Genomic DNA, 25,833 nt, shown 5'->3' with positions numbered 1-25,833 from the left:
CTTACCAACAAAGTTTATACTTTTTGGTGGTAAAGGGCGCACTAAGATTGTGAATGACAACTGACCAGAAGGTCAATGAAAAGATGAGTGCTTTGTCGCGTAAAGCAAATAAAAAGGCCTTCAATTTAATAAATCAAACCGAAGGCCAGTATTTTTACTGTGTGTTGAATAATCTCAACTACAGCCTAAAAGCAATGGTGTTTATTCTTTCGCTTCTTTTGGGATCGGGAAACCGCGGTCACGCATTAACGCGTCTACCTTAGCATCGCGCCCACGGAATTTGCGGTACGCTTCTGCCGGGTCCATTGCGTTGCGTACAGCGAATAGATATTTCACTAAGCGATCGCCTACTTCTTTATCGTAGAAGCCGCCAGGTGCTTCCATAAAGGCTTCTGCCGCATCAGCAGTTAAAACTTCTGCCCACATATAGCCATAGTAAGCCGCTGCATAACCTTCGCCAGAGAAGACGTGTCCAAAGTGTGGAGAGCGATGACGCATAACGATTTCTTCTGGCATGCCTAGCTTTTTAAGCTCTTCACGTTCAAAAGTATCAGGGTCAATCTTGCTGGGGTCGGTAGTGTGATACTTGAGGTCCATGATTGCAGAGGCCATGTATTCTGTGGTCTTGAACCCTTCATTAAAGGTTGAAGCCTTCTTAATCTTCTCAACCAATTCTGCAGGGATCGGCTCGCCAGTTTCGTGGTGTACCAGGTAGTTATTAATAACTTCATCGGTGGTTAACCAACGCTCTAGTAACTGCGACTGAAACTCGGTGTAGTCGCGCACGCCCGAATGAGAAGATGGGTATTCTACATCAGACGCTAAGAAGTGTAGCGCGTGACCAAACTCATGGAAGTAGGTTTCAGCATCGTCCCACGAAATAAGCGTAGCTTCGCCATCGGCCCCTTTAACGAAGTTCGAGTTGTTAGAAGATAATACGGTTTTTTTGCCATCGAACGTGGTGTAAGAGCGATACGTCGTTGCCCAAGCACCAGAGCGTTTACCTTGGCGTGAGAATGGGTCAAGGTACCAAAGACCGATATGCTCACCGCTGTCTTTGTCAGTTACTTCCCATACTTTCACGTCTTCGTGGAAAACGGGTACTTTGCCTTCTTCAACAGGTGTGAAGTTGAAGTTGAACAAGCGACCTGCAACGTAAAACATCGCTTCGCGCAGCTTATCAAGCTGTAAGTACTGCTTTACTTCGTTTGAATCTAGGTCGTACTTCGCTTGGCGCACTTTTTCTGCATAGAAGCGGTAGTCCCATGGCGCAATAGTAATGTCTGCACCTTCTTCATCGGCAATGGCCTGCATGTCGGCCACTTCTTCTTCAACGCGAGCAATAGCGGTAGGCCATACTTTCATCATCAGATCCATGGCGTTTTCTGGGTTCTTCGCCATACGATCTTCTAAACGCCACTGTGCGTAATTTTCGTAACCTAACAGCTCAACGCGCTCATCTCGAAGGGTTAGGATGCGCTTGATAATGTCATTGTTATCAAACTCGTCGGCATTGTCACCGCGGTTGTAGTAAGTACGCCATACTTTTTCGCGAAGCTCACGATTGGTTGAGTAGGTCAAGAACGGGTCCATAGACGAACGCGTATTGGTAATCGCATACTTACCTTCTTCGCCGCGAGACTCTGCTGCCGCTTTAGCTGCCTTTACAAACGAAGCGGGTAGGCCGTCAAGCTGGTCTTCAGTAATATAAGTCACATAGTTTTCTTCGTCGGCAAGAACGTTGTTTGAAAACTTAGTGTGAAGCGTAGCAAGTTCTTCGTTTATTTCTGCGTAGCGTTTCTTTGCTTCGCTATCAAGCGTTGCGCCATTTCGAGCAAAACTATTGTACGTCATCCACGTAATACGCTGTTCTTCTGGCGTAAGTGACTTCAGCTCATCAGACTCATATACCGCTTTTACTCTTTCAAAAAGTTTTTCATTTTGCGTGATTTGAGTGAAGAATGCCGACATTTTAGGCGACATTTCGGCCTGAATCTCGCGGAATTCAGGGCTAGATTTGTTAGAGCTCCAAATACCGTAGTAGGTAAACACGCGGCCAAGCTCAGCGCCTGCGCGCTCCATCTCTACAATAACGTTATCAAATGTCGGTGGCGCTTCGTTGTTCGCGATAGCTTCAATTTCTTTAAGATTCAACTCCATGGCTTTTTCTAGCGCAGGTTTCAAATCTTCTAAATTCATTTTATCGAAAGCTGGCACGCCGCCATACGGGCCTTTAAATTCTTGAAGCAGCACATTATCAAATTGTGCTTGCTGAGATGCCGTTGTAGTTTGTGCATCTGCGCTGGTGGTCTCAGGTGCTTTTTGTTCTGAACATGCACCCAGTGCAACCACAACCGCCATAGCGGTAAGTGATGATTTAAATTTACCCATGAGTTTTCCTGTCTGTTTTTATCTATACGTTTTTGACGCTTATCATCTTAAGATAATGTAAAAATAAGTTAAATGCTCTTTAACGTAATTCCTTGCAGTACAGCGGTTTAAAGAGAAATCGCGCTGATATGCAATTCATCGAAATTGGTCAAATTTTGATTGGCTTTATGCTGTATGGAATTTACACTGCGCGCGTTTTCAAATGCTGGCTTCAGCAACCCTTCAACCTTTTATATTTTAACGTGCTCACTATGTTCGAAATTCTACTTCACGCGTTTCCTGTCGCTTTTGCATTAGCCTCTTTTTGGTCGAATACTGAACGTAAATTATTGCTACTGAATTTAGGGCTATGTATTGCTATTGGCTCACTTTTGGTTTTCGAGCAAGCGTGGGGAGGAGCCGTTGTTATTACGGTGGCAGGGCTGAGTACCAGTTACCGTTTAATAAAACAAAAGCTACTGTCTCCTTTGGCAACCTACATCACATTAATTTCTATGATGGTTATTGTACTGACGGTGAATAACCTAACCGGTAAAAGATCGTTAGTTGAAGCTATGCCTGTGTTAACTTTTATGGCTTACCGATTTGGTGAGCTTCACTGTAAAGAAGCGGGTCTTCGTGTGTGTATGATTATTGGCTCCATCAACTTCACAGCGTACGGCATAATTACGCAAACATGGGGGCTAGCTATTACGGAGGCGCTATTTGCTGCATCAAACCTGTGGTATTACATGAAACTAAGACGTGCCATGCGTACTAGCCCTGTATGAAGCATAAAGTAGTTCATGTCAGACCGATAAATGCACAAACCTAATGACAAGAAAGTGGACGTTTTGAAGCCGTTGTTTGTATTGAAACCAAAGCCGCTTTGTGATTTATTGCGTCTTTAAAGGGAATCAAAATTTCACAGGGAAGGCGATGCAACGCAAACCCATCGACAAGGCACTACTTCTTGGTGTTCCCGCTTTTCTACTAGCTCTTTTTGTTTTAAATATCACTGCAGAAGGTGAAGTGAAACTAGGGGCGACCCTAGGCAGTGTAGGGCTATGTATTGGCTTTTTCTCTTATTTAAGAAGCAGGCGCTTCGGTAATAGATATCCCATTGAAAAATTGATAGAAAAAGATGGTGATTTTGTGGTGTTTCACTTTTTACATGGACTTGAACGCCACCCCCTCAGGGTTAACGCCAATACTATCTATGCGCTTAATTTCTCTCACCATTACCTTGGCGTTATCTTGGAAAGCGGCAACGGCAAAGGGTTTGACTTTCACTATCCTCATAAGGAAGCCGTAATAAAAGCGAGACTTCAAGAGGTGCTTGGCGATGATGGATTTAACAACGTTAAAAAGAATGTCTAAATAAAGCGAAAAAAGTGTAGAACGAAAACAGTGTAAGGAGAAGCCCGAAAGTAATGCTTACTAGCGGGCTTTTTTAATTTATCAGTGTGAAGACTTACGCAAACACCACGGTCTTGTTTCTGTGAATAATCACGCGGTCTTCTAAGTGGTAGCGCACGCCATGAGCTAGTGCCGTTACTTCACAATCTTTACCCTTACGCACCATATCAGCTGCACTGTCACTGTGACTAATACGCTTAACGCTTTGCTCAATAATAGGGCCTTCATCTAAGTCTTTAGTAACGTAGTGACAGGTTGCGCCAATTAACTTTACGCCGCGATCATAGGCTTGCTGGTATGGCTTAGCACCTGCAAAGCTCGGCAAGAAGCTGTGGTGAATATTAATGGCTTTACCTTGCAACTCTTGGCAAAGCGTATCAGGTAAAATCTGCATAAAGCGGGCAAGCACGGTCAAATCAATCTTGTATTCTTGAAGTAAGGTCGTGATTTGCGCAAATGCAGCTTCTTTGCCGAGCGCTTTAAAGTCTACCCAGTGAAAAGGCACCTTGTACCAGTCTGCAAATTGCTTCATTTGCGGGTGGTTACCAATAATTACGGGAATATCACAGTGTAGTTCGCCTGTATGCCAGCGGTGAAGCAGGTCAACTAAACAGTGAGACTCAAGGCTGGCTAAAAGAGCCACGCGTTGCTTTTTGTTTGAATCACTCAGTTTCCAATTCATTTGATATTCATTGGCAAGGGGAGTGAACTCTTCCACAAAGCTTTTATGGTCTAATTTTAGCGAGTCGGTACTAATTTCATGACGCATGAAAAAGCGACCTGTCTGTAAATCAGTGTGATGGTTCGCTTCGACAATGGTGGCATTGTGGTCTGCTAAAAATTGCGAAACGCTGGCAACCAAACCAATTTGGTCGGGGCAGTCTATAACTAATCTAAATGTTTGTTGCATGAAGGCAGAATGAATTAAAAAACAGGTCCTCTTTTTACCCGTGCCGCAGCGCGTTGTAAAGGTGATAGGCCTCTTTAACCCAGCTTAAATTGGCATAAGTCATAATTACTAACTGTGGTGCAGATGTTTTTGCTCATTCATCAGTTATCCCTCTGCGCAATTTCTCCCTAACAGACATGTTATGTTTTAAAGACCACGACTGGCGAATTGGATAAGTCACTCCCTGTGGCGTGGAGACTGATTCGAATAAGTGAAAGGCAGATACATGCATATCTACACTCGGGCTGTAAAGTGGCAGGGGCAACATTGACGTGGCTTTTCTAACGATTGTAACGTGAGGTTTGTATTCTTTTCCTTCTACCTCAATTGCTGCTTTTCGCGCCGCTTTACGAGATAGTTTAGCGAGTTCCATTAGTGCCTTGGGTTTATTGCTGGGAGCAGCAAATAAAATTTTAGGGCCATTCCATAACCCGGTAGTATCGAGCGTTAGAGAAAAAGGCTCACTCACGAGGTGGTCGAGTTCGTAAATAAGTGCTTCATGCTGTCGATGGCTTATTTCGCCTAGAAAGCTCAGGGTTATGTGAAAATTTGCTGCTGGCACTGCATAGGGCAGGGGAGAACCTTGATGAATTTGTTGATGCTTTGAAGATTTTCGGGATATCGGAGCGGCAGCTCCTGTCCATTGCCTTGGCATGACTTCAGGTAAGGCTTGCTGACGCCAGCTATCAAGGGCGAGCTTTTCTGAAGTGCTAAGATCTAATCCAATAAAACATCGCATAGCTTTACCCTCTAATATGCATTTTTACATCAGTTTCTCGTATAAAGCCGTTCTATAGCAATAGCCAATATGTTTTCACTAAACACATAAACAAAGCAAACATATTAGTAAGCATGTACTTATCATGTCTCAATGATGGAGTTCTGACACACATGATAGGGCTTATCGGGTACACTTACGGCATTAGCTTACAATATTTTTTTGCCCCTTATGTTACAGCCGTTTTCTCATTTACCCGCTTATGAACTTGCAACACCGCTACAAAATGCGATTGTTGATAATAATGTCATTATCGGAGCTCCACCTGGCGCAGGTAAGTCGACCGTGCTGCCCTTGTCGTTGCTGCATTCTTCCCTCGAAGGAAAAATATTGCTTATGCAGCCCCGCCGAGTTGTTGTAAGAAGCCTTGCCGATTATTTGGCCAGACAGCTTAAGGAACATGTGGGAGAAACGGTTGGTTATCGTATCAAAGGCGAGTCGAAAACATCGCCTTCAACAAAATTAGAGATTATCACTGAAGGGGTGCTGAGCAGAATGATTCAGCAAGACCCTGAGTTAAGCGGCGTAGCTGCAATTGTTTTTGATGAATTTCACGAACGCAGTATTCACAGTGACTTTGGTTTAGCGTTAGCTCTGGAGGTGCAGGCAGGGCTGCGCGACGACCTTCGGCTAATCATCATGTCGGCAACCTTAGAGGTAGAGCCACTTAACAAACTGCTGTCCGAATACAGTGCATTGCCCGTGGTAAATCTGAACACGCAAGGGCGTATGTTTCCTGTAGATATTCGCTATATGCAAGATGTCTCTGCTCACGAACTCGTTCCCAAAGTTGGCAATGTCATTAAGCAGGCTGTCGCTGAACACCAAGGTGATATTTTGGTGTTTCTGCCAGGAAGGGGGAGCATCAACGCCGTAGCGCGGGACATAAAACCTTTGGCTGAGAGTGCCGATATCGCTCTTCATATGCTTTACGGCGCGCTTAGCAAATCTGCGCAGCAAGAGGCTATCTCTAAAGACGCAACCGGTCGGCGTAAAATTATTTTATCTACCAATATTGCTGAGACGAGTTTGACAATTGAGGGCGTGACGGTCGTCATTGATAGCCTTTGGGAAAATAGTGCGCAATATCACCCATCAAGCGATATTACAGCGCTTACGCAGCAGCGTATTTCTCAGGCTTCTGCGGTGCAAAGGGCCGGGCGAGCAGGGCGCGTCGCGGCTGGAACTTGCTATCGCCTATGCAGTAAAAGCAGTTTTGAGCGTTTGGCAAAGCATAGTGCTGCTCAAATAGAAAAAGAAGATTTGAGCGGCTTCCTACTCGACACCTATGCGTGGGGAAGTACGCCCGATACGCTTGCATTATTAACGAGGCCTTCACCAGCGCAGCAGCGCACAGCCCATAGTAAACTTCGCCGCTTAAATGCAATTACAAGTAAAACCGATGGGGCAAAGGATAGTAAACCCGACGCCCATCGCGTGACCGAAAATATCAATATTACCGCCTATGGCCGTTCGCTTGCCAAATTGCCGTGTCAGCCTCACTTAGCACACCTTCTATTAACAGTGAAAAGCGGCTTTGATGCGTTTTCAGATGAAGAGAATAATGCATTAAAACAGGCTGCCATTTTTGTTGTTGCTTTGAGTGAAAGCAATATAGGTACAAGCGGTTCGACAAGTGTGATGGACACGTTACTTCATGCGAGTGGCAATACACGAAGCCAATTGCTACATCAGGCCTCTCGCTATTTGCGATATGTATACAATGAAGATACTGATACTCAAGTGCGCAATGCTGACGTCAACCTACTGGATGAGCACGCGCTAGGTTTATGTATTGCTATTGCGTTCCCGATGCAGGTGGGATATTTGCGAACGTCGTTGCCGCCGAATAACGGTAGCGCGAAAAAAGCCTCAGGTATCGGCAAGGCATCTACGGTGGGTAAGCGCGTGTCTGATTTGCTTGAATATAAACTGGCAAGTGGCAAAGGCGCAGAGCTTACGGCGTCAAACAGTGCTAATTTTGCTAGGGGAGAGGAGGGTGAAAGTACGCCATGGTTAGCAGTACTTGATGGGCAACTGATAAAAAGCACGGTAACGATTCGCCTAGCGCAGCCAGTACCAGAACACTGGTTGCGTGTAGCGTTTCCCAACGCGTTCAGTGAGAAGCGCAGTGTGACGCTCAATGGTGACACGGGCCAGATGGAAGCGCGGAGGATCACAGGCTTTTTTGCGATAACGTTAAGTAGCTTGCCTGTATCAGGGCAAGAAAAAGCACGAGATAGTGACTTTTGGGATGATGCCTTTACTGACGGGTGGTTTTCTTATCTTGAAACCTTGCCGCTTTCAGCGTGGCCTCTTTCACAGTCCGATTGGCAGTGGTGGCGAAGGGTGGAATTAGCCGCAACGCTCAATTTGCCTCAGGAAAAAGCGTTTAACGATCCAGAACCATGGCCATCTTCCCTCAGTGAGTTGGTGTATAAAGCGAGAGACAACTTAAAACCGTCATTGAAAAACTGTAAGAATATTAAGTCGCTGCAGCAGTTACCGTGGAAAACCGCGTTAAATAATGGCTTGTCGTGGCCTCAACAAGATGCGTTGGCAACACTTTTACCCACGCATTTAACCGTTCCGTCTGGAAAAAAGGTTGCTCTGGACTATCGCGACAACGGCGATGTGGTGTTGTCTGTTAGGCTACAGGAAATGTATTTGCAGCAAGCGCCAATCACACTTGCAGCGGGCAGCATAACCTTGGTGTGTGAATTACTGTCACCGGCAGGGAGACCTTTGCAAACCACAAGTGACTTAGGCATGTTTTGGCAAGGTAGCTTCAAAGAAATTCAAAAGGAAATGAAAGGCCGCTATCCCAAGCACAACTGGGAGTTACCGGATTAAAAACAAGGTTGAAGTCTGAGAATAGTGTCTATTAGTTGTAAAGGGAGCAGCCATTCCTGCATTCCCACGCTTCGCTAGGAAACTTGCCAGCGCATTCTGAGTGGGTAATTATCTATGCGGTTCGGTAAAATTACGTTAAGTTGGTAATTAAATTGTTAAAACTCTCTGAGGTAACGTGAAGCTATGAAATCAAACAGACTAGGCACTGCCGCTCTTTTTCTAATGACATCGCTTAGCGCTCAAGCGCATGATTTCTGGTTAGAGCCTACCCACTACCACACCAAAACACCCAGCTCAATTGCCCTGCAGTTTAAAGTAGGTCATAAGGAAGACACCTCTCATTGGAGTCTTGCTTGGAATAAAATAGTGGCACTACGAACTTACTCGTCAGACGGTGTTACAGATATGGGGGCAAGTGTAGTGCCTAGAACGGCACTACTACCTGGTATGGCAAAAACCACTGAGCTAGCTCCCGGCAGTCACGTTATTGGGTTTGAAAGTTATCATGCCACGAGCGTACTAGACGCGAAGAAGTTTAACCAGTACGCAAAAGACGAAGGTTTAGCGGAAATACTGGCCTATCGAGAGTCTAGAGGTCAAAACGATATTGCGGGAGAGGAACTCTACTCTAGAAAAGCGAAAACCATTGTTCAGGTGGGTGACACCTTTACGGATAATGTATTAAAGCCTATTGGTCATACGTTAGAAATAGTACCGCTGAATCACCCTTATAAGCTGGACGATAATACGCTGGTTGTTCAAGTATTATTTAAAGGGAAACCACTTAGCAACGCACTGATTGATGCATTATCGCTTGCAGATCACAACGCTCAGGCGCAAGCCTTAACTACTGATAAAGACGGCAAGGCGACGTTTAAACTCGATACCAAAGGGCCGATGATGCTAAATACCGTGTGGGGCGTACCGTTAAAAAATAGCTCAGCCGCAGACTTTGAAACGTATTTTTCAAGCCTCACGTTCGAGTATCTTCCTTAACCGACACGCTTATATGCAGCGTTTTTGTCAGTAAATGCCGCCAGTGTTATGCACTTCAATGGCGGCATGCTTCCATTAGGATTGCGATGTTGTGCCGTTTTCAATCGAGATATCTAACGCAGCCATCACTTCAAGCCCTGGAAACCCGTCAGCAATCATGTTGTTGCTAATTTGATAGTTGCGAATACCTTCACGTGTGGCTGGGCCTATAATGCCATCGGGTTTGCCCACATCAAAACCTAAGTCATTGAGCTTGCTTTGCAGGGCAATAATATCTTTGCGGTTATATGCCGGAAGGTCAGGCAATGTGGCTTTGATACCAGTAGCACCAGATATACGATCGGCAAGCACGCCAACAGCGATGGCATAAAACTCAGAATTGTTCCAGCGCATGATCACTCGAAAATTCTGATACGCAATAAATGCTGGACCATTATGGCCCGCGGGAACGATTACGTATGCTGTGGTATCGCCTTCACCAAGTTCGCTGCCATCAGCTTTTTTCACGCCTTGGGCGTTCCATTCACTAAGAGGCTTTCTATTTTTATAGCCCGATTCCTGATAATCAAAGTTTTCTGGCAATTGCACTTCGCGGCCCCAGCGAAAGCTTCTCTTCCAACCCAAGCTTGCTAAGAAATTAGCTGCCGACGACAGCGCATCTTCTTCGCTTGCCCACAGGTTTATCTGGCCGTCACCATCGCCATCAATGGCATAATGCGTATATGCAGAAGGCATAAATTGAGTGTGGCCCATGGCACCGGCCCAAGAGCCAATCATATCTTCTTTTTGTAGCTTCTCTCTTTCCATAAGTTTGACGGCAACGAGGAATTCTTGCGTAAAGTATTTGCTTCTGCGTTTGTCGCAAGCAAGTGTAGCCAGTGAATCAAGTACTGGCATCTTTCCTTTATAAGACCCAAAGTTGGTTTCTAGGCCCCAAAAGGCAAGAAGATAGTGGGGTGGAACACCGTATTTATCGCTTAGTTCATGAAGTAGTTTCTCATGTTTAGCGTACATCTCTTTGCCTTTTTCAGTGCGCCAGTCAGTCACTCGCTTACTGAAATACCCTGGAAAGGTTTGAACAAATTCGGGCTGGCTTCTGTCCAGCTCTATAACTCTGTCTTGATGAATAAGGCGGGGAAACACATCGTCAATAATCTGCTGACTGACCCCTTCTTGTTTAGCCTTGTCGGCAAGCGCAGCGGTACAACTAGCAAATTGTTCATTTGCAGAAGCATTACTTACTAAGGCGCCTGAGAAAAGAATTGCAAATGACGTACGCAACAAGCCACCTTTGAGTGAGAATGTTGATAAAAAAGAAGACTGAAATGAAGCTAAGCGCATAGTACGGTTCCTGTGTTACTTCCCTGCATGCTATCGCATTGTGACCGCGAAACGCGAGTAAAATTCATTCCAAGTAGACGGCTTTTATGATCAGCACGCTTTTTACAATGGAGTAAGGTTTACAGTGTGCCTAAATGGAAACAGTTGTTGAGAAGCGGCCTCAGTGGTAATGTTTATGATATCAAAAACGACGTTTTTAAAGGCGCGCGTTAATCAATATCGCAAAGAATGCGATGTCATTTCAATGATCTTCATGGCGTTTTCACGTGGCAAAAAGACAGACTAAAGACAATACATCTTCAAATAGCAAAGCATCGAAAACATCCGCAAAGGGTAAAAGCTCATCCAAACGTTCGTGGATGTTCACCCTGTTCTGGCGTGTTAGTCTTATTGGGCTCGTGGTGCTTGGCGCTTATGCTTTTTATCTCGACGCGCAAATTAAACATGCCTTTTCAGGAAATAAATGGGAAGTGCCGGCACAGATATTTGCTCGCCCTCTAGAAATAAGCAAAGGCGAAGAAATTACCCCGCAAGAAGTTATTGATGAATTAAATCTGCTTGGCTACCGAAAGGTGACTTTTGCCGATAGCAGTGGTGAATACAGTTATCAAAATAAGGTGCTCAATGTGCAGCGCCGTGGCTTTCAATTTCCTGAGGGCGCTGAGCCGTTACGCCATCTAGTCATCACATGGGAAGGCCCTCGTATTGGTGAAATATACGACAAGACTCAAGGTCGCCCTTATGGCGCGGTAAAGCTAGAGCCTTGGCTCGTTACGCGCATGACAAGCGGATCGCAAGAAGACCGTATGTTGGTCAAGTTAGATTCTATACCTGAAATGCTGCCCAAAGCCTTAACCTTGGTTGAAGACCGTAATTTCTACAACCATCACGGGGTTGCACCGCTTTCTATTTTGCGAGCTCTTATGGCGAATATTGCTGCAGGAAGAACGGTTCAAGGCGGCAGCACGCTCACGCAACAGCTGGTTAAAAATATGTTTTTAACCCGCGAACGTTCCATCGTTCGCAAAGCTAAAGAAGCCATTATGGCGGTTATTATTGACGCGCGTTACAGCAAGTCAGAAATTATTGAAGCGTATTTGAATGAAGTATTTTTGGGGCAAAACGGCGATATGGCAGTCCATGGCTTTGGGCTTGCCAGCTACTTTTACTTTGACCGGCCTGCAAATGAATTAAGTACGGTAGAAATTGCAACGCTGGTAGCTATTATTAAGGGGCCGTCTTACTACAATCCGCGTAAATATCCTGAGCGTACCAAAGAACGTCGTGATCTCGTATTGCGCATGTTGTTTGACGAAAACGAAATTAATCGAGATGAGTACGAGCGCTACGTCAATATGCCGTTAGGATTAGCCAGTGGCGCAAGCTTAGCAAGCGGTAAACACCCAGCATTTATGGAGCAGGTTCGCCGCGAGTTAAACGAAATCTTGGCAGAGCCAAGCTTAAGAGATTCTGGCGTTAAAGTGTTTACAACACTTGATATTGTAGCGCAACGACGAGCTGAAAAAGCACTGTCGACCACCTTAGACGGTTTACAAAAAGACAGAAAAGTACCGTTGCAAGGTGCCATGGTAGTAACAAACAGTGCAAGTGGTGAAGTACGCGCCATTGTCGGTGGAAAAGACTTTGAGTTTAAAGGTTTTAACCGAGCGCTTGATGCAAAACGTCCTATCGGCTCGTTGATAAAACCAGCGGTGTATTTGACTGCACTAGAAGATCCAACGCAGTTCAATCTGGCAACGCCACTTAAAGATGAACCTATTACCCTTGAGAGTAAAAATGGGACAACGTGGTCGCCTCAAAACTACGACAAGGAGTTCAGAGGGCAAGTACCTTTGCTTCAAGGGCTGGTTGAGTCTCTCAATGTTCCCACGGTCAACCTGGGTATGCAGATAGGGCTTGATGCTTTGGCTGATACGATTGCGCGCTTAGGTGTAACCACGCCAGTTGATAAAGTGCCATCGCTTACTCTTGGCGCGTTTGAGCTAACACCGTTTAACACCAATCAAATGTACCAAACCCTGTCAAACGACGGTCGCTATATTCCTCTTCATACTGTGACTTCAGTGGTAACAAATGATAACGCATTGCTTTGGAAGAAAGCCGAGTTTTATGCGCAGCGTGCAGATGAGGCGGCAACTTATTTGCTCAACTATGCGCTTTATAAAGTGACTACGGAAGGAACGGCAAAACGCATAGGCTGGAACTTTGGAAACGTGAATATGGCGGGTAAAACCGGCACTACTGACGACTATCGAGATAGCTGGTTCAGCGGTTTTGATAGAAATAACGTGGTCACAGTTTGGGTCGGCAATGATGATAATAAACCAGTAAACTTAACGGGTGCAGGAGGCGCACTACCTGTCTTTGTAAACTACATGAAATCTCAATCACCCAAGTCACTATCTAGACGTTTTCCTAAAGGGTTAGGCATAGCGCATTTTGATGCTAAAACCGGTGCAGTTGTTGTTGCTGGGTGTGCAGGAAGTTTGAGTGTGCCTGCTATTCTAGATGTGCTCCCTCCGCCTCAACAAGATTGCTCAGGCCGGCCGGTCGATAAAGATGGCAACACGAAAGAAAAAAGCTGGTGGGGAAAAATATTTGGATAAAAAAACTCCAGTAAGAAGATAGAAAACACAATTACATTAAACATAAACTCTGTGCTTTCTATCTCCCTCTGGAGCAAAGGCCCAGGGAAGGCAAATCAGATAAATGAGTTAACAAGGCACCTATTTATTTTTATCGCGATTTCAGTGGCTTTTTTGAAGAAAGGTGCGCGCAGTTGAAAAGACTAGCGCACTCACTAAAAACGCGATAACAGGGCCGAGTACTACCATAAACAGTGTAGCGGCAGTTAACATGTGCAATCTCCTTATGCGTCGTTATCGTCTGAGTTCACCGGCTCTATCGGCGTTATCGTAATCTCCGCTACCAAGGTTTCGGCTTCCTCTACCTCTGGCTCGAATGTATGGCTAGCGGTAAGCACGTCGTACGTTACGCTAAGCGCTAATTCCTGCTTTACCTCTGTCATGGCGTTTTGAACCATAAAGTCAGTATGCAAAGCAATGTTGTTTTGAGAGTCATCAGCAAATGCTTGTGTACTTAGCACGCCAGCAACGAAAGAAAGTGCAGTGAAAGTTTTGCGACCGATAAACATAGTAATCTCCTAAAAAGTTATGTTAGACACTGCACTGGGACATACTGCGTGGCAGCTATCATATTGCTAAAGGTTTCGATAATAAGTCGTTATCAATTAACAATTAGTTTATAGCGAGGGATGTGCCAGTTTTGTAAAATGGTTTAAGCTTATGAAAAGTAAGAATTTTTATTTAAGCTGAAAGAGTGTAACTAAACTTACGAACTGACGAAATACTAAAAAGTGGTGAAATTTAAATTTAAGTGGTCAAAATGACTAATGGGGATGGGTGAAACGTCGCGTAGTCGAACGTTCAACTACGCGAGTGGTCTAAAAAACATGTTTATGCGCTCAATGCGAGCAACAGTATGCGAAGAGTACAGTACCTAGCGCTTCTTGTTTTTCAGTTGAGAGGCTAATGTAACAGTAATAGCGACAATTACGCCGGCAGCAATACCTACCGCGCCATCCGCCAGTATAGACATAACTAACGATGCATCGGGAATGAGGCCGGTAAACCAGTCGGTGATAACGTGCAAGAAACCTATGCTATGGGTCAGTATGCCACCACCCACTAAAAACATAGCCACAGTACCTACTACCGCCAGTGTTTTCATCAAAGCGGGTGCGGCTACTAACAATGCCCTTCCAATAAAACGCTGCAGAGTATTCATAGACCCTGTTAACGATTTTCGTAGCATATAAAGCCCTACATCATCCATTTTTACAAGTGCGGCTACAAGGCCATATACGCCTAGCGTTATTGCCAGACTCAACGCCACTAATACACCTATTTGGGTGGTAAGGCTTGCATCTGTAACTGTGCCCAATGCAATCACAATGATTTCAGCAGACAGAATAAAGTCAGTACGAATTGCACCTTTAATTTTATCTTTCTCAAAAGCCACCATATCCACATCTTCGTGGGAAAGTGCCTCTATTCTTGCTTCCCGAGTTTTTTCATCATCTTCGTGAGGAAGGTACTTGTGCAATAATTTTTCTGCACCTTCAAAACAAAGGTAAAGCCCGCCTAATACGAGTAGCACTGTAATAAGTGAAGGAACAAATGCACTTATGGCCAATGCCGCAGGAACCAATATGGCCTTATTTAAAAGTGAGCCTTTTGCAACGGCCCATACCACAGGCAGCTCGCGGTCTGCTTTAACGCCTTGAACCTGGTCTGCATTTACAGCGAGATCGTCGCCTAGTACGCCGGCGGTTTTTTGTGCAGCGACTTTTGACATGGTTGCGATGTCATCCATTAACGTTGCAATGTCGTCTAATAGAGCAAGTAAGTTGGCAGCGGCCACAGTAATATTCCTTTTAATTTGTATATGGTTACAGCGTCTGCGCTGTCTTCATTCATAACGTTATGAAAAAGCAAACGCGATGTGCAAAGAATACGTGCAGCATCTGACTTTTGGCAACCCATCAATTCACGATATGTAAAAATAAGATGGCTTCCTGTACGGGATGCAATAAAACACTATAAAAGTACGATGACAGTTAAGGAAGTTCCTACACTCTTTATTCATTTTTATGCAAGCACGACAAAGTGCAACGCTCTTGCTAATTGTAAGTTGATGCTACGTATTTGTGGGGCATAGTGATTTATCACAAGATTGGCGTAGCGAGTAACACGACTTAATCGAATTTGCCTCAATGCGTGATAATTAACGCCTAATTGTTCGTCTCTTCTACAGGGCGTTTATTAACCCTAGCGTCAATAAAACGATCGTGGTCGCCCATTTTGGTGCATTCTAAGGTACCACCTGTGAAGCCGCTTAATAATGCCAGCGTTTTGTTTGCAGTGCTGCTGCAGTTAACGCGTTTGGACGGGCGTTTATTTTCAATCGCTTCCCGTTGTAGCGTGCTCGGGCCCTTCAATTCAGGGCTATTTTTACTTCGTTGAAAGGCAGCAGCGGCACGCTCGGCATCTTCTGAAATTTGGTTGTTGTGATAGTCGTGAAAATATTGCGCAGCGCCGTCTTTAACTGACAAGTTGAGCGAGCCTGCTCGTCTATTTGCATCTATTGAAAGTGAAGGGGACGTTAAGACGTTAGGTGGTTCAGTTACGTCCGTCTTCGGCTCAACATCAGCGTTCTTTTTTTCCTGCGATTGCTTTTCAGGTTGTGTGTCTATTGTCATCTCAGATGCTTTATTAGTTACTGAAGTATCGGGCTCATACTGTAATTCAGATGTTGTCTTCTGCTTTTCTGCGTTATCTGAATCAGCTAGGTCGCTGGTCGCTTCTGCTGCTTCAGGGGGCACAACATCTTTTACTTTTTGAGATTGTGATATCGGTGGGAAGTATAGCCTCGCGCTAATTTCAGGCATTGGCACAGTGGCTTTATGTCGCGCGTTTTGACTATCAATATTTAGCTGAGAAAGAACAACAACTAGCACTACCCCGAGCACGTGAATCAAGGCTGAAATTAATAGAGGACGCCACGCAGTTTTCTTAGCAGCATGGTGCTCATTTAGCCTGTCGGGCGCAAAAAAAGCTGGGGTGAGAGTCGTCATAGTAAACAACAGACCATGCACTCAAACGAATAGTTCCCTCCTAATTTCATCGTACTTATTAGTCGCCTCAACTCAACGTTAACCATCTTCGCTTCATTCGAGGGCATTTCTTTAGCTATGCACCAAAATTGTGCGTTAATTTTGTTCTAACATGATGCTTTTTATCATATGTCCATGAAATATATATAAAAACATTTGTGGCATGGCTCTTGGTATGTCTTTTTACAGTTGGAAACACGACCATAAATCACAGATTAATAAAAACGAACTGGGAGCAACACATGAAACTAGTCACAGCGATCATCAAGCCGTTTAAGCTAGATGATGTTCGTGAAGCCATTTCAGAAATCGGTATCGACGGCTTGACCGTGACCGAGGTGAAAGGCTTTGGACGTCAAAAAGGACACACTGAACTATACCGCGGAGCGGAGTATCAGGTGGATTTTCTACCTAAAGTCAAACTGGAAATTGCTGTTCAGGATGATCAAGTAGAACGCCTGGTTGAAGCCATCGTTGGCGCTGCCAAGACAGGCAAAATTGGAGACGGCAAGGTGTTTGTTTACGACCTTGAACATGCCGTTCGTATTCGAACTGGTGAGTTGGATAGCGACGCGCTGTAAGCCACAACGATATATTTGCGGAGAAAACAATAATGGAAATCACTTTTGAACTTGGGTATGCGCTAGATACCTTTTATTTTCTAATTTGCGGTGCATTAGTTATGTGGATGGCTGCAGGTTTTGCAATGCTTGAAGCAGGTCTTGTTCGAGCGAAAAATACCACAGAAATCTTAACTAAAAACGTCGCGCTGTTCGCTATCGCTTGCACCATGTACATGATTTGCGGTTACGGCATTATGTACGGTGGTGGCGATTGGGGTCCTTTCCTAAGCGGTATCATGGCTGACGGCGCAACCGGTGTTGCTGAAGAGCCTGCTACTTACGCACCTTCTGCAGATTTCTTCTTCCAAGTAGTATTTGTTGCTACTGCGATGTCTATCGTATCTGGTGCGGTTGCTGAGCGTATGAAGCTTTGGGCGTTTCTTGCTTTTTCTGTCGTAATGACAGGCTTCATCTATCCGATGGAAGGCGCTTGGACATGGGGTGGTGAAGCTGTATTTGGCATGTATACCCTAGGCGACCTTGGTTTCTCTGACTTTGCTGGTTCTGGTATTGTTCACATGGCCGGTGCAGCAGCTGCCCTTTCTGGTGTACTTGTGCTAGGTGCTCGTAAAGGCAAATACACAGCAGACGGTAAAGTAAATGCTATCCCTGGTGCAAATCTACCGCTTGCTACTTTGGGCACATTCATTCTTTGGATGGGTTGGTTTGGCTTCAACGGTGGTTCTGTTCTAGCAACCGCTACGGTTGAAAGTGCAAACTCAGTGGCTATCGTATTTATGAACACTAATGCTGCCGCTGCTGGTGGTGCTATTGCTGCGCTTATCGTTGCACGTATTTTGTTTGGTAAAGCAGACCTTACAATGGTGCTTAACGGTGCGTTAGCTGGTCTTGTTGCAATCACTGCAGAGCCTTCAACACCAACGCCACTACAAGCTACGCTATTCGGCGGCCTAGGTGGTATCTTAGTAGTGCTTAGTATTGTTGCACTAGATAAAGTAAAAATTGACGACCCAGTGGGCGCTATCTCGGTTCACGGTGTTGTTGGTCTTCTAGGTCTAATCCTTGTTCCTTTCACAAACGATGGTTCAAGTATTTCTGGTCAGCTAATTGGCGCCGCGACTATCTTTGTATGGGTATTCGTAGTGAGCCTAGTGGTATGGCTAGTGATTAAAGCGGTAATGGGTGTACGTGTAAGCGAAGAAGAAGAATTCGACGGCGTAGACATGAGCGAGTGTGGTTTGGAAGCATACCCAGATTTCACAAGCAGCCGTTCGTAATAAAGTCCCGATTAGGCAGAATAAAGCAATAATAATGCCTTGTTACCATGTTTAAGCCCCGCCTAGCGGGGCTTTTTTCGTTATCTTTATCAGTGTTTACAAACAAGAGCGTTAAGGAAAGAAGCCTAGGCGTAATGTGACAATGAAGCTACACTAGAGAGTATTGTAGCTCTGTACATTAACGCCATATAACGTTTTAGATAAAAGGAACACTATGATTGCAAATGCGCGACTTCTCCCCTTGATACTTATTTTATTTAGTGTCAATTGTTTCAGTTATGACAGAATTACAGGGCATACATTTGCAAGTCGCTCAGAAGTGATTGCTAAAAATGGCATGGTAGCCACGAGTCAGCCATTAGCCACACAAGCCGCGTTAGATATCTTAAAGCAGGGAGGCAGTGCGGTCGATGCCGCCATTGCAGCCAATGCCATGTTAGGTTTAGTCGAGCCTACGGGTAGCGGTATAGGCGGTGACCTATTTGCCATAGTGTGGGATGCAAAAGAAGAAAAGCTAGTGGGCTTAAACGCCTCGGGTCGCTCGCCTAGACAATTAACGAAAGCGGTGTTTGCCGAGCGTGGCTTGCATCAAATTCCTAAATTTGGTCCGCTTCCCGTTTCAGTTCCTGGCGCTGTCGATGGCTGGTTTGCGCTACACGAAAAATTTGGCAAGCTGCCCATGTCAGCGTTGCTTACGCCGTCTATCAAATATGCCCGCGAAGGGTTCCCTGTTTCAGAAGTTATCGCCTATTACTGGCAAATGAATTACGAGCGAATTGGTCATTACGATGGCTTCGCCGAGACCTTCCTTATCGATGGTAAAGTACCGCAAAAAGGCGATATTTTTAAAAATCCCGGATTAGCGGTGACGTATGAAAAAATCGCAACCGGAGGGCGAGATGCTTTTTACAAAGGCGATATTGCGCGCACTATCGATGCCTACATGAAGTCTCAACGCGGCTTTTTGTCATATCAGGATTTATCGTCACATACCTCTGAGTGGGTCGAACCGGTTGCAGCTAATTATCGCGGGTTCGATGTGTGGGAACTTCCGCCGAACGGCCAAGGTATAGCAGCACTGCAAATCCTTAATGTTCTAGAGCGCTATGATATCGAAGGAATGGGTTTTAATTCGGCTGACTATATTCACACTTTTGTTGAAGCGAAAAAGCTTGCCTTTGAAGATCGCGCCAAGTTTTATGCTGACCCAGACTTCAACGACATTCCTGTCGATTGGTTAATATCAAAAGAATACGCAGCCAAACGCCAAAAGCTTATTGATAACGAACGCGCGGCGAACCGGGTAGACGCTGGTATTTATGAGGGGGATACCATCTATCTGACCGTTGCTGATAAAGATGGCAACATGGTGTCGTTAATTCAGAGTAACTATCGCGGAATGGGGTCAGGTATGACGCCGCCGGGGTTGGGGTTTATTCTGCAAAACCGAGGCGAGATGTTCACCCTTGAAGAAGGGCATTTCAATGAGTATCGCCCTGGCAAGCGACCTTTTCACACTATCATTCCTGCCTTTGTTACCAGAAATGGTAAACCAGTGATGAGCTTTGGTGTAATGGGCGGCGGCACGCAGCCTCAGATGCATGCGCAAATCATTGTAAATATTTTAGATTTTGGAATGAATCTGCAAGAGGCAGGTGACGCCCCAAGAATACTTCACAGCGGCTCAAGCAGTCCAACAGGAGCATTGATGACAGATGGCGGCTATGTAAGCTTAGAGTCGGGCTTTAGCGAGACCGTCCAGCGCGAACTAATGGAGCGGGGTCACAAGCTTCAGCGGGTTGTTGGCGCATTCGGCGGATATCAAGCTATCGCATGGGATGAGCAAAAAGGCGTATATTTTGGTGCCTCTGAAAGTCGAAAAGATGGACAAGCAGCAGGCTATTAAGCACACTAGAGCAAATAATGAACGGTGTAATTAACCAGAGTTATTAAAAGCAGCTTCGCTTGAAAAGGTTTTTAAGCTTGAAGTAGTTGCTACAATTTGTAGAAAGATTCGCAACGCAAATCGCGGCGTATAAACGCCCTTAGCGAAACGTCATAACAAGGCGTTAATAACAACAAGAGCGGCAATGACACAACCACAAAAAGGCCTCTGCGCTGAGCCAAACTTACATGCACAGTATTTATTACTGAATGTGATTGACGACGATAGTGAAGCGGTACGCGCTAAACTATCGCGAGTACTGGATATTTTTGAGCATTTCGAAAACGAACATTACGAAGCGATGGTGACCGGTGTTATTGCAATCGGCACGAGCTATTGGCCTGAGGTATACCCAGGCTTAATACCCGTAGAGCTCGCCCCTTTTCCAGACATGCAGTGTGAAGATAGAAGTGCGCCTACTATGCCATGCGATCTCTTCATTCAAATTCGCGCCGACCGTCTTGATATTTGTCATGCCGTGGGAATTGAAGTTATGGACCTTCTGCGCATCCACGTAGAGCTTGTTGAGCAGATTAGAGGGTTTAGATATTTAGATGGTCGTGATCTTAATGGCTTTCTCTACGGTGCCGATAACCCTCGCGGCATGAAACGCCGTCAAGTGGGCATAGTAGGAGAGGATGACCCTGATTTTAGCGGCGGTAGTTATGTTCATATTCAACGTTACCGGCATGACCTGCGACGCTGGAATAGCCTGTCTAACCGACAGCAAGAGCAGGTGATGGGTACGACCCAAGAACATAACTTAATTAGCAGTGAACAATCCCCTTCGTCTCATAACGTTCGAGCAAGCAGTGTCGCGCCAGATGGAGACGAACCAAGGTTGATTAAGCAGGGAATGCCCTATGGTGACATGGTCTGTCAGGGATTGTTTTTTGTAAGCTGTAGTGCAAGCTCGCGCCCTTTTAAGCAAATGCTTCATAGCCAAATTTATGGCAATGGTGAAGGTGACTATGATCGCTGGTTAGATTTCACCAGTGCTGAAACTGGCGCCGCGTTTTTCGCACCTTCCATCAATTTTATTCGTCAGCAAGCTAAGCTATCAGAAAGCTGACTTCGTAAGTTAGGTACAATAAATCAGCGACTTACTAATAAATTAATGCGCCGTCCCAATCGTCTTCGAGGTCCCGATTCTGATAGATCCTACATACATCTAAATGATGGTGGGCAAGGGGGTCATCTGGACTTATCGCAATAGCCGCTTCAAAGAAAGAAATGGCATCGTCCCACTGCTGATTGATGCGGCAGGCTACACCTGCTGCAATTTTAGCTTGTGACGCAAGTCTGCGCTCTTGCTCTTCCTGCGAAAGATGGCTAAGCACTTCATAAATCTCAATGGGTGTCTTTCGTCCTTTTACTCTTACCCAGTCAAGTAAGCGCGTTTTGATAGGGTATCCTGAGCCGATGGTTTTAAGTACTTGGGCGCTAACAATAATGTCTGCTTTATACTTAGGGCACAATGCCTCAAGTCTTGATGCGATGTTTACACTATCGCCGATAACGGTAGTATCCATCCGGTCTTCCGAACCTACTGTCCCCATAATCACTGGTCCAAAATGGATACCGATGCCCATATTGATTGCTTCGTAATTACTGTTTTTTCTGTGGCCGTTGTATATAACGAGGGCTTTGCGTAAATCCAGGGCTGCATTTACTGCATCCATCGCTTTCTGCTGAGGCGTACCGCCGGGATGATCAAAAAGCGACATAATAGCGTCACCCATGAACTTATCGATAAAACCATTGTTTTGATGAATAGGGTCATTCATCCTGGTGAAATAAGAGTTAAGAAAGTTCATTAACTCCTGTGGCGTTATACGCTCAGAAAAGCCTGCGAAGCCGCGTATATCGCAAAACATAATAGCCACATTGTTTTCAGCAGCATAGCCAAGACCCAGGGAATCCACATCCGAGTTTGCCATGTGTTCAACGAATTGTCGGGGTACGAACTTTTGAAAGGTTTGAGTTAACCGGAGAGCTTCGTCAGCGGCAGCTTGAAAGCGCGCATCGTCCTCTGTTTTCAATGCAGAGCGGTGAACGTCCACACGACGTGAGAGAGCCTTTCTAAATCGGTACTTTAGACGTCGACTACGCCTAACGTAAAGAATCGTAATGACAGCGCTATAAATGAAGAGCGCGCCCAATGCGCCTGTTTGCCAATCCATTGTGAATCACACCTTTCAACGTCTTTGTTTTTAAGGCTATTTATCTAGCCAAAGAGAATTTCCAGATACGTGTGAGAAAAGTATAAAGGAGATGGCGGCACTAACACATTACTTTTAATTACATTTACAAATATGTGAGTGCCGAACGTTAATTAGCAATTAATGGACATCAGCCTATAAAGTTGAGAACACTTTATCGGCCGCTGCAAGTGTCTTTTCAATGACGTCAGCATTATGCGCTTTTGAAACAAAGCCAGCTTCATAAGAAGCGGGGGCTAAATAAACACCTTGCTCTAACATACCGTGATAAAACTTATTGAACTGCTCGGTATTACAATTAATCGCTTGCTTGTAATTGGTAACTTTCTCAACCTCAGTAAAGAATATCCCAAACATGCTGCCCGCAATATTAGTAGTTAGGCTAATATTGTGTTTGTTGGCAAGAGATTGAAATCCGTCGACCAACGCTTGAGTATTTTCAAAAATTGAATCGTAGAGGCCGGGCTCTTTAATTTGCGTTAATGCAGCAAGGCCTGCAGCCATGGCTACAGGATTACCCGATAAGGTGCCCGCTTGGTATATTGGGCCAGTTGGCGCGATATGCGTAATAATATCTCGTCTGCCACCAAAGCAACCCACAGGCATACCGCCACCAATCACTTTTCCAAGACACGTTAAATCTGGTTTTACATTATAACGCTCTTGTGCACCACCGCGAGATACGCGAAAGCCCGTCATTACTTCATCGAAAATCAATACACTGCCGTACTGGTCACAGACGGCACGAAGCCCTTCTAAGAAGCCTTCTACAGGAGGTATGCAGTTCATATTACCTGCAACCGGCTCTACGATAATACATGCAATATCATCACCGTGAGCTTCGAAAACCTCTTTTACACTCTCGATATTATTGTATTCGACAGTAAGCGTGTGTTCTGCCACATTAGCCGGTACACCAGGCGAACTAGGTACGCCAAGTGTTAGTGCACCAGACCCTGCCTTTACAAGTAATGAGTCTGCATGGCCATGGTAGCAACCCTCGAATTTAACGATTTTATCTCTACCGGTGTAGCCACGGGCAAGACGTATTGCCGACATGGTGGCTTCGGTTCCAGAGTTCACCATACGTACCATTTCCATTGACGGTACGATTTCGCTTACCAACTCAGCCATAATAACTTCAGCTTCTGTTGGTGCGCCGAAAGAAAGGCCGTTGTACGAGGCCTCAATAACCGCTTCGCGGATCTTCGCGTTATTGTGACCGAGAACCATCGGCCCCCAAGACTGAATATAGTCGATGTATTGCTTTCCATCCGCATCCCACATATAAGCGCCGTCCGCTTTAGTAATAAAGCGTGGCGTTCCGCCAACCGCTTTAAAAGCGCGAACTGGTGAATTTACGCCACCTGGAATGGTTTTTTGGGCGCGGGTAAAAAGGGCTTCAGATTTTTGCATGTAATTACTTACTCTTATTGCTGAACCAAACCACATCACGCTCATACTTGGTTAATAGATTTTCTACCCCAAGGGTTAGCGCGAATAAAGCCATTCTTACCAACACACCGTTATCGGTTTGTCTGAAAATAGCGAGGTTCGGGTTAAGGTTTAGATCGTTATCCAATTCGTTGGCTTCCATACGTGAATCTCTTGGAAGTGGATGCATGATAACGGTCTTCGACTGAAAGTGTTTTGTGTAAATCGACTGATTGAGTCTGAATTTACCACGATACTTATTGGCTTCTTCTTGTGATGGGAAGCGTTCTTCTTGAATGCGAGTTTGATAGCAGATATCCGCATCCATATTGCCTTCGAGGGTTTCAGTAATAGTAAGCTGATGGCCCGCGTTTTCTATCGCATCAATAATGGGCTGTGGCATGGCTAATTCTTTGGGCGAGATCAGCGTAAATCGAATGTTTTTAAACAAACAAAGAAGGCGTGACAGGGAATGCACGGTTCGTCCGTAGCGTAAATCACCAATCATCGCGATGTGAAGCCCATCAATACCTTGGCCATTGTATTCAAGTTCGCTTTTGATAGTGAACAGGTCGAGCAATGCTTGCGTTGGGTGCTCGTTTGCACCGTCGCCACCGTTTATTACCGGAACTCGGCTTCCCTCTGCAAACTCGGCAACAGATCCCGCCGCGGGGTGACGCATCGCAATTATGTCTGAATACCCACTTAACACACGTGCTGTGTCGTATAAGGACTCACCTTTGGCAAGTGCTGAGCTAGACATTCCCGTGGTTTCTCTTACTTCGCCACCGAGAAGGTTAAAGGCAGTGCCAAAGCTGACTCGTGTACGGGTACTTGGCTCAAAAAACAAATTACCGAGAATAGCACCATCAAGCACCGTGGTTCGCTTCTGGCGCCTAGCATAGGGCTTCATGGAGTTGGCGACGGAGAATACTTTCTCGATAGCCTCGCGCTCGAATTGATTAACCGAAAGAATGTGGTTACCGGTAAAGTCAGACATACGCTTCTCAATCATCAACGAAAACGGCGCTAGTGTATAATACCGCTTCATTTAAGTCATTAGAACAAGACGAACTTTGCACTACGTTTTTGTAAGGTTACCGGATGGTAGCGACGCTTTTTCTGGTAAGCGCGCTTGCGGCAATTCTTCTAAACCGCAAAGCAATCTATGTAGTGATATTTTGCAGCGGTAACCACCTTAGCGTTCGGGCTTGTGTCGGCTGAATATGTGGGTTTATTAAAGGCTGGGTTTACCTTCGTGAGTAATGGGTAAAGAGTAACAGTATCTTTTCGGCAGCGCGCCTCACATGTGCATCAATTTCTATATCTGAAAGTGGTGACTGTATGCCACAAAGCATCATAGTATGAAACTCACCTTTCAGCAGTGCACAGTAATCTACCGCGAGTTGCTGCGCTATGTGTCGGTCTAAGTTGCCTTCGCCAAATTTTTCAATGACATTGCTTAAGGTTTCGAGTGACGCTTCGGGACCAGCTTGGTAAAACAGTGTTGCCACATGAGGGCTATGCACAGCCTCTGCAATAATAACCCGAAAAATGGCGATGGCTTCAGGGTCTTGTAACAAGCGCATAAACTGGCTACCAACTTTGATTAAACAATCAGTGAGTGAAAGCGCGTGCGCCGTTGAGCTAACAAGTTGCTGAGTATCAAGTTGATATGAACGACATTTTGACGTGATTGCTGCCTTGAACAGTGCATCTTTACTATCAAAGTGTGAATAGACGGTTTGTTTAGACACACCTGATGCTTTTGCCACAGTGTCCATTGACGTATTAGCAAACCCTTCTTTTAGAAAGAGACAAGACGCCGCGTGCAAAATCAAGTGATATTTCTCTTCGCTTTTTGGACGGCCTTGTTTTTTTGTAGTAGCCAAATGAACACTCGCTTAAAAATAGATATATCAAACTGGACGGTCTAGTATTTATATACT

The 25,833-nt window shown here is 45.2% G+C and carries 20 protein-coding genes; 9 read left to right on the top strand and 11 right to left on the bottom strand.

Annotated elements, in window-relative coordinates:
* Positions 1–201: 201 nt before the first annotated feature.
* Positions 202–2,391 (bottom strand): M3 family metallopeptidase, encoded by a 2,190-nt coding sequence (locus C6Y39_RS06970; protein ID WP_105930576.1) that lies wholly within the window; start codon positions 2,389–2,391, stop codon positions 202–204.
* A 251-nt stretch (positions 2,392–2,642) separates the two neighbouring features.
* Here C6Y39_RS06970 and C6Y39_RS06965 point away from each other — a divergent pair, with 251 nt between their 5' ends.
* Positions 2,643–3,161 (top strand): YgjV family protein, encoded by a 519-nt coding sequence (locus C6Y39_RS06965; RefSeq protein WP_105930575.1) that lies wholly within the window; start codon positions 2,643–2,645, stop codon positions 3,159–3,161.
* A gap of 148 nt (positions 3,162–3,309) precedes the next feature.
* Positions 3,310–3,750 carry a hypothetical protein gene (locus C6Y39_RS06960; protein ID WP_105930574.1) on the top strand — a complete coding sequence of 147 codons (441 nt, stop codon included), beginning with the start codon at positions 3,310–3,312 and terminating at the stop codon, positions 3,748–3,750.
* Positions 3,751–3,844: 94 nt separating this feature from the next.
* Here the strand turns inward: C6Y39_RS06960 and purU are convergent, their stop codons facing one another.
* Positions 3,845–4,699, bottom strand: coding sequence for a formyltetrahydrofolate deformylase (gene purU, locus C6Y39_RS06955; protein WP_105930573.1), 855 nt, complete (start codon positions 4,697–4,699; stop codon positions 3,845–3,847).
* Between the two features lie 133 nt (positions 4,700–4,832).
* Positions 4,833–5,477 (bottom strand): RNA 2',3'-cyclic phosphodiesterase, encoded by a 645-nt coding sequence (gene thpR / locus C6Y39_RS06950; RefSeq protein ID WP_105930572.1) that lies wholly within the window; start codon positions 5,475–5,477, stop codon positions 4,833–4,835.
* Between the two features lie 210 nt (positions 5,478–5,687).
* Between thpR and hrpB the strand changes: the two genes are divergently transcribed.
* Together hrpB and C6Y39_RS06940 are read left to right on the top strand one after the other, a co-directional pair.
* Positions 5,688–8,369, top strand: coding sequence for an ATP-dependent helicase HrpB (hrpB, locus tag C6Y39_RS06945; RefSeq protein ID WP_105930571.1), 2,682 nt, complete (start codon positions 5,688–5,690; stop codon positions 8,367–8,369).
* Positions 8,370–8,552: 183 nt separating this feature from the next.
* On the top strand, positions 8,553–9,365 hold the full coding sequence (locus tag C6Y39_RS06940; protein ID WP_105930570.1) for a DUF4198 domain-containing protein: 813 nt from the start codon (positions 8,553–8,555) through the stop codon (positions 9,363–9,365).
* 75 nt (positions 9,366–9,440) lie between these two features.
* Here C6Y39_RS06940 and C6Y39_RS06935 read toward each other — a convergent pair whose 3' ends face one another.
* Positions 9,441–10,706, bottom strand: a complete 1,266-nt coding sequence (locus C6Y39_RS06935) for a lytic murein transglycosylase (RefSeq protein ID WP_105930569.1) — start codon at positions 10,704–10,706, stop codon at positions 9,441–9,443.
* Positions 10,707–10,972: 266 nt separating this feature from the next.
* Here C6Y39_RS06935 and mrcB point away from each other — a divergent pair, with 266 nt between their 5' ends.
* Positions 10,973–13,333 (top strand): penicillin-binding protein 1B, encoded by a 2,361-nt coding sequence (gene mrcB / locus C6Y39_RS06930; RefSeq protein WP_105930568.1) that lies wholly within the window; start codon positions 10,973–10,975, stop codon positions 13,331–13,333.
* 263 nt (positions 13,334–13,596) lie between these two features.
* Here mrcB and C6Y39_RS06925 read toward each other — a convergent pair whose 3' ends face one another.
* The 3 genes from C6Y39_RS06925 to C6Y39_RS06915 all read right to left on the bottom strand — a co-directional run bounded on the left by C6Y39_RS06925 (position 13,597) and on the right by C6Y39_RS06915 (position 16,383).
* Positions 13,597–13,881, bottom strand: a complete 285-nt coding sequence (locus C6Y39_RS06925) for a hypothetical protein (protein ID WP_105930567.1) — start codon at positions 13,879–13,881, stop codon at positions 13,597–13,599.
* A 365-nt stretch (positions 13,882–14,246) separates the two neighbouring features.
* On the bottom strand, positions 14,247–15,170 hold the full coding sequence (locus C6Y39_RS06920) for a DUF808 domain-containing protein (RefSeq protein WP_105930566.1): 924 nt from the start codon (positions 15,168–15,170) through the stop codon (positions 14,247–14,249).
* Between the two features lie 370 nt (positions 15,171–15,540).
* Positions 15,541–16,383 carry a hypothetical protein gene (locus tag C6Y39_RS06915; RefSeq protein WP_105930565.1) on the bottom strand — a complete coding sequence of 281 codons (843 nt, stop codon included), beginning with the start codon at positions 16,381–16,383 and terminating at the stop codon, positions 15,541–15,543.
* Between the two features lie 281 nt (positions 16,384–16,664).
* On the opposite strand from C6Y39_RS06915, the gene glnK reads away from it, so the two are divergent.
* The 4 genes from glnK (at position 16,665) to C6Y39_RS06895 (ending at position 21,300) form a co-directional block, all read left to right on the top strand.
* Complete coding sequence (gene glnK, locus C6Y39_RS06910) at positions 16,665–17,003, top strand: P-II family nitrogen regulator (protein ID WP_105930564.1); 339 nt, start codon at positions 16,665–16,667, stop codon at positions 17,001–17,003.
* Between the two features lie 32 nt (positions 17,004–17,035).
* Entirely contained in the window at positions 17,036–18,283 is a 1,248-nt protein-coding gene (locus C6Y39_RS06905; RefSeq protein ID WP_105930563.1) for an ammonium transporter, read from the top strand.
* Positions 18,284–18,497: 214 nt separating this feature from the next.
* On the top strand, positions 18,498–20,189 hold the full coding sequence (ggt, locus tag C6Y39_RS06900; protein WP_105930562.1) for a gamma-glutamyltransferase: 1,692 nt from the start codon (positions 18,498–18,500) through the stop codon (positions 20,187–20,189).
* Between the two features lie 184 nt (positions 20,190–20,373).
* Complete coding sequence (locus C6Y39_RS06895) at positions 20,374–21,300, top strand: Dyp-type peroxidase (RefSeq protein WP_105930561.1); 927 nt, start codon at positions 20,374–20,376, stop codon at positions 21,298–21,300.
* 34 nt (positions 21,301–21,334) lie between these two features.
* Here the strand turns inward: C6Y39_RS06895 and C6Y39_RS06890 are convergent, their stop codons facing one another.
* From C6Y39_RS06890 to C6Y39_RS06875, 4 genes are all read right to left on the bottom strand, one after another.
* On the bottom strand, positions 21,335–22,411 hold the full coding sequence (locus C6Y39_RS06890; RefSeq protein ID WP_105930560.1) for an adenylate/guanylate cyclase domain-containing protein: 1,077 nt from the start codon (positions 22,409–22,411) through the stop codon (positions 21,335–21,337).
* Between the two features lie 174 nt (positions 22,412–22,585).
* Positions 22,586–23,866, bottom strand: a complete 1,281-nt coding sequence (gene hemL / locus C6Y39_RS06885) for a glutamate-1-semialdehyde 2,1-aminomutase (protein ID WP_105930559.1) — start codon at positions 23,864–23,866, stop codon at positions 22,586–22,588.
* A gap of 4 nt (positions 23,867–23,870) precedes the next feature.
* Positions 23,871–24,884 carry an aspartate carbamoyltransferase gene (locus tag C6Y39_RS06880; protein ID WP_105930597.1) on the bottom strand — a complete coding sequence of 338 codons (1,014 nt, stop codon included), beginning with the start codon at positions 24,882–24,884 and terminating at the stop codon, positions 23,871–23,873.
* A gap of 250 nt (positions 24,885–25,134) precedes the next feature.
* Positions 25,135–25,776 carry a TetR/AcrR family transcriptional regulator gene (locus C6Y39_RS06875; RefSeq protein ID WP_105930558.1) on the bottom strand — a complete coding sequence of 214 codons (642 nt, stop codon included), beginning with the start codon at positions 25,774–25,776 and terminating at the stop codon, positions 25,135–25,137.
* Positions 25,777–25,833 lie beyond the last annotated feature (57 nt).

Source organism: Alteromonas gracilis (genome assembly GCF_002993325.1).
In the GTDB taxonomy this organism is placed as follows: Bacteria; Pseudomonadota; Gammaproteobacteria; order Enterobacterales; family Alteromonadaceae; genus Alteromonas; species Alteromonas gracilis.
This window is presented reverse-complemented; position numbering and strand designations above follow the sequence as displayed.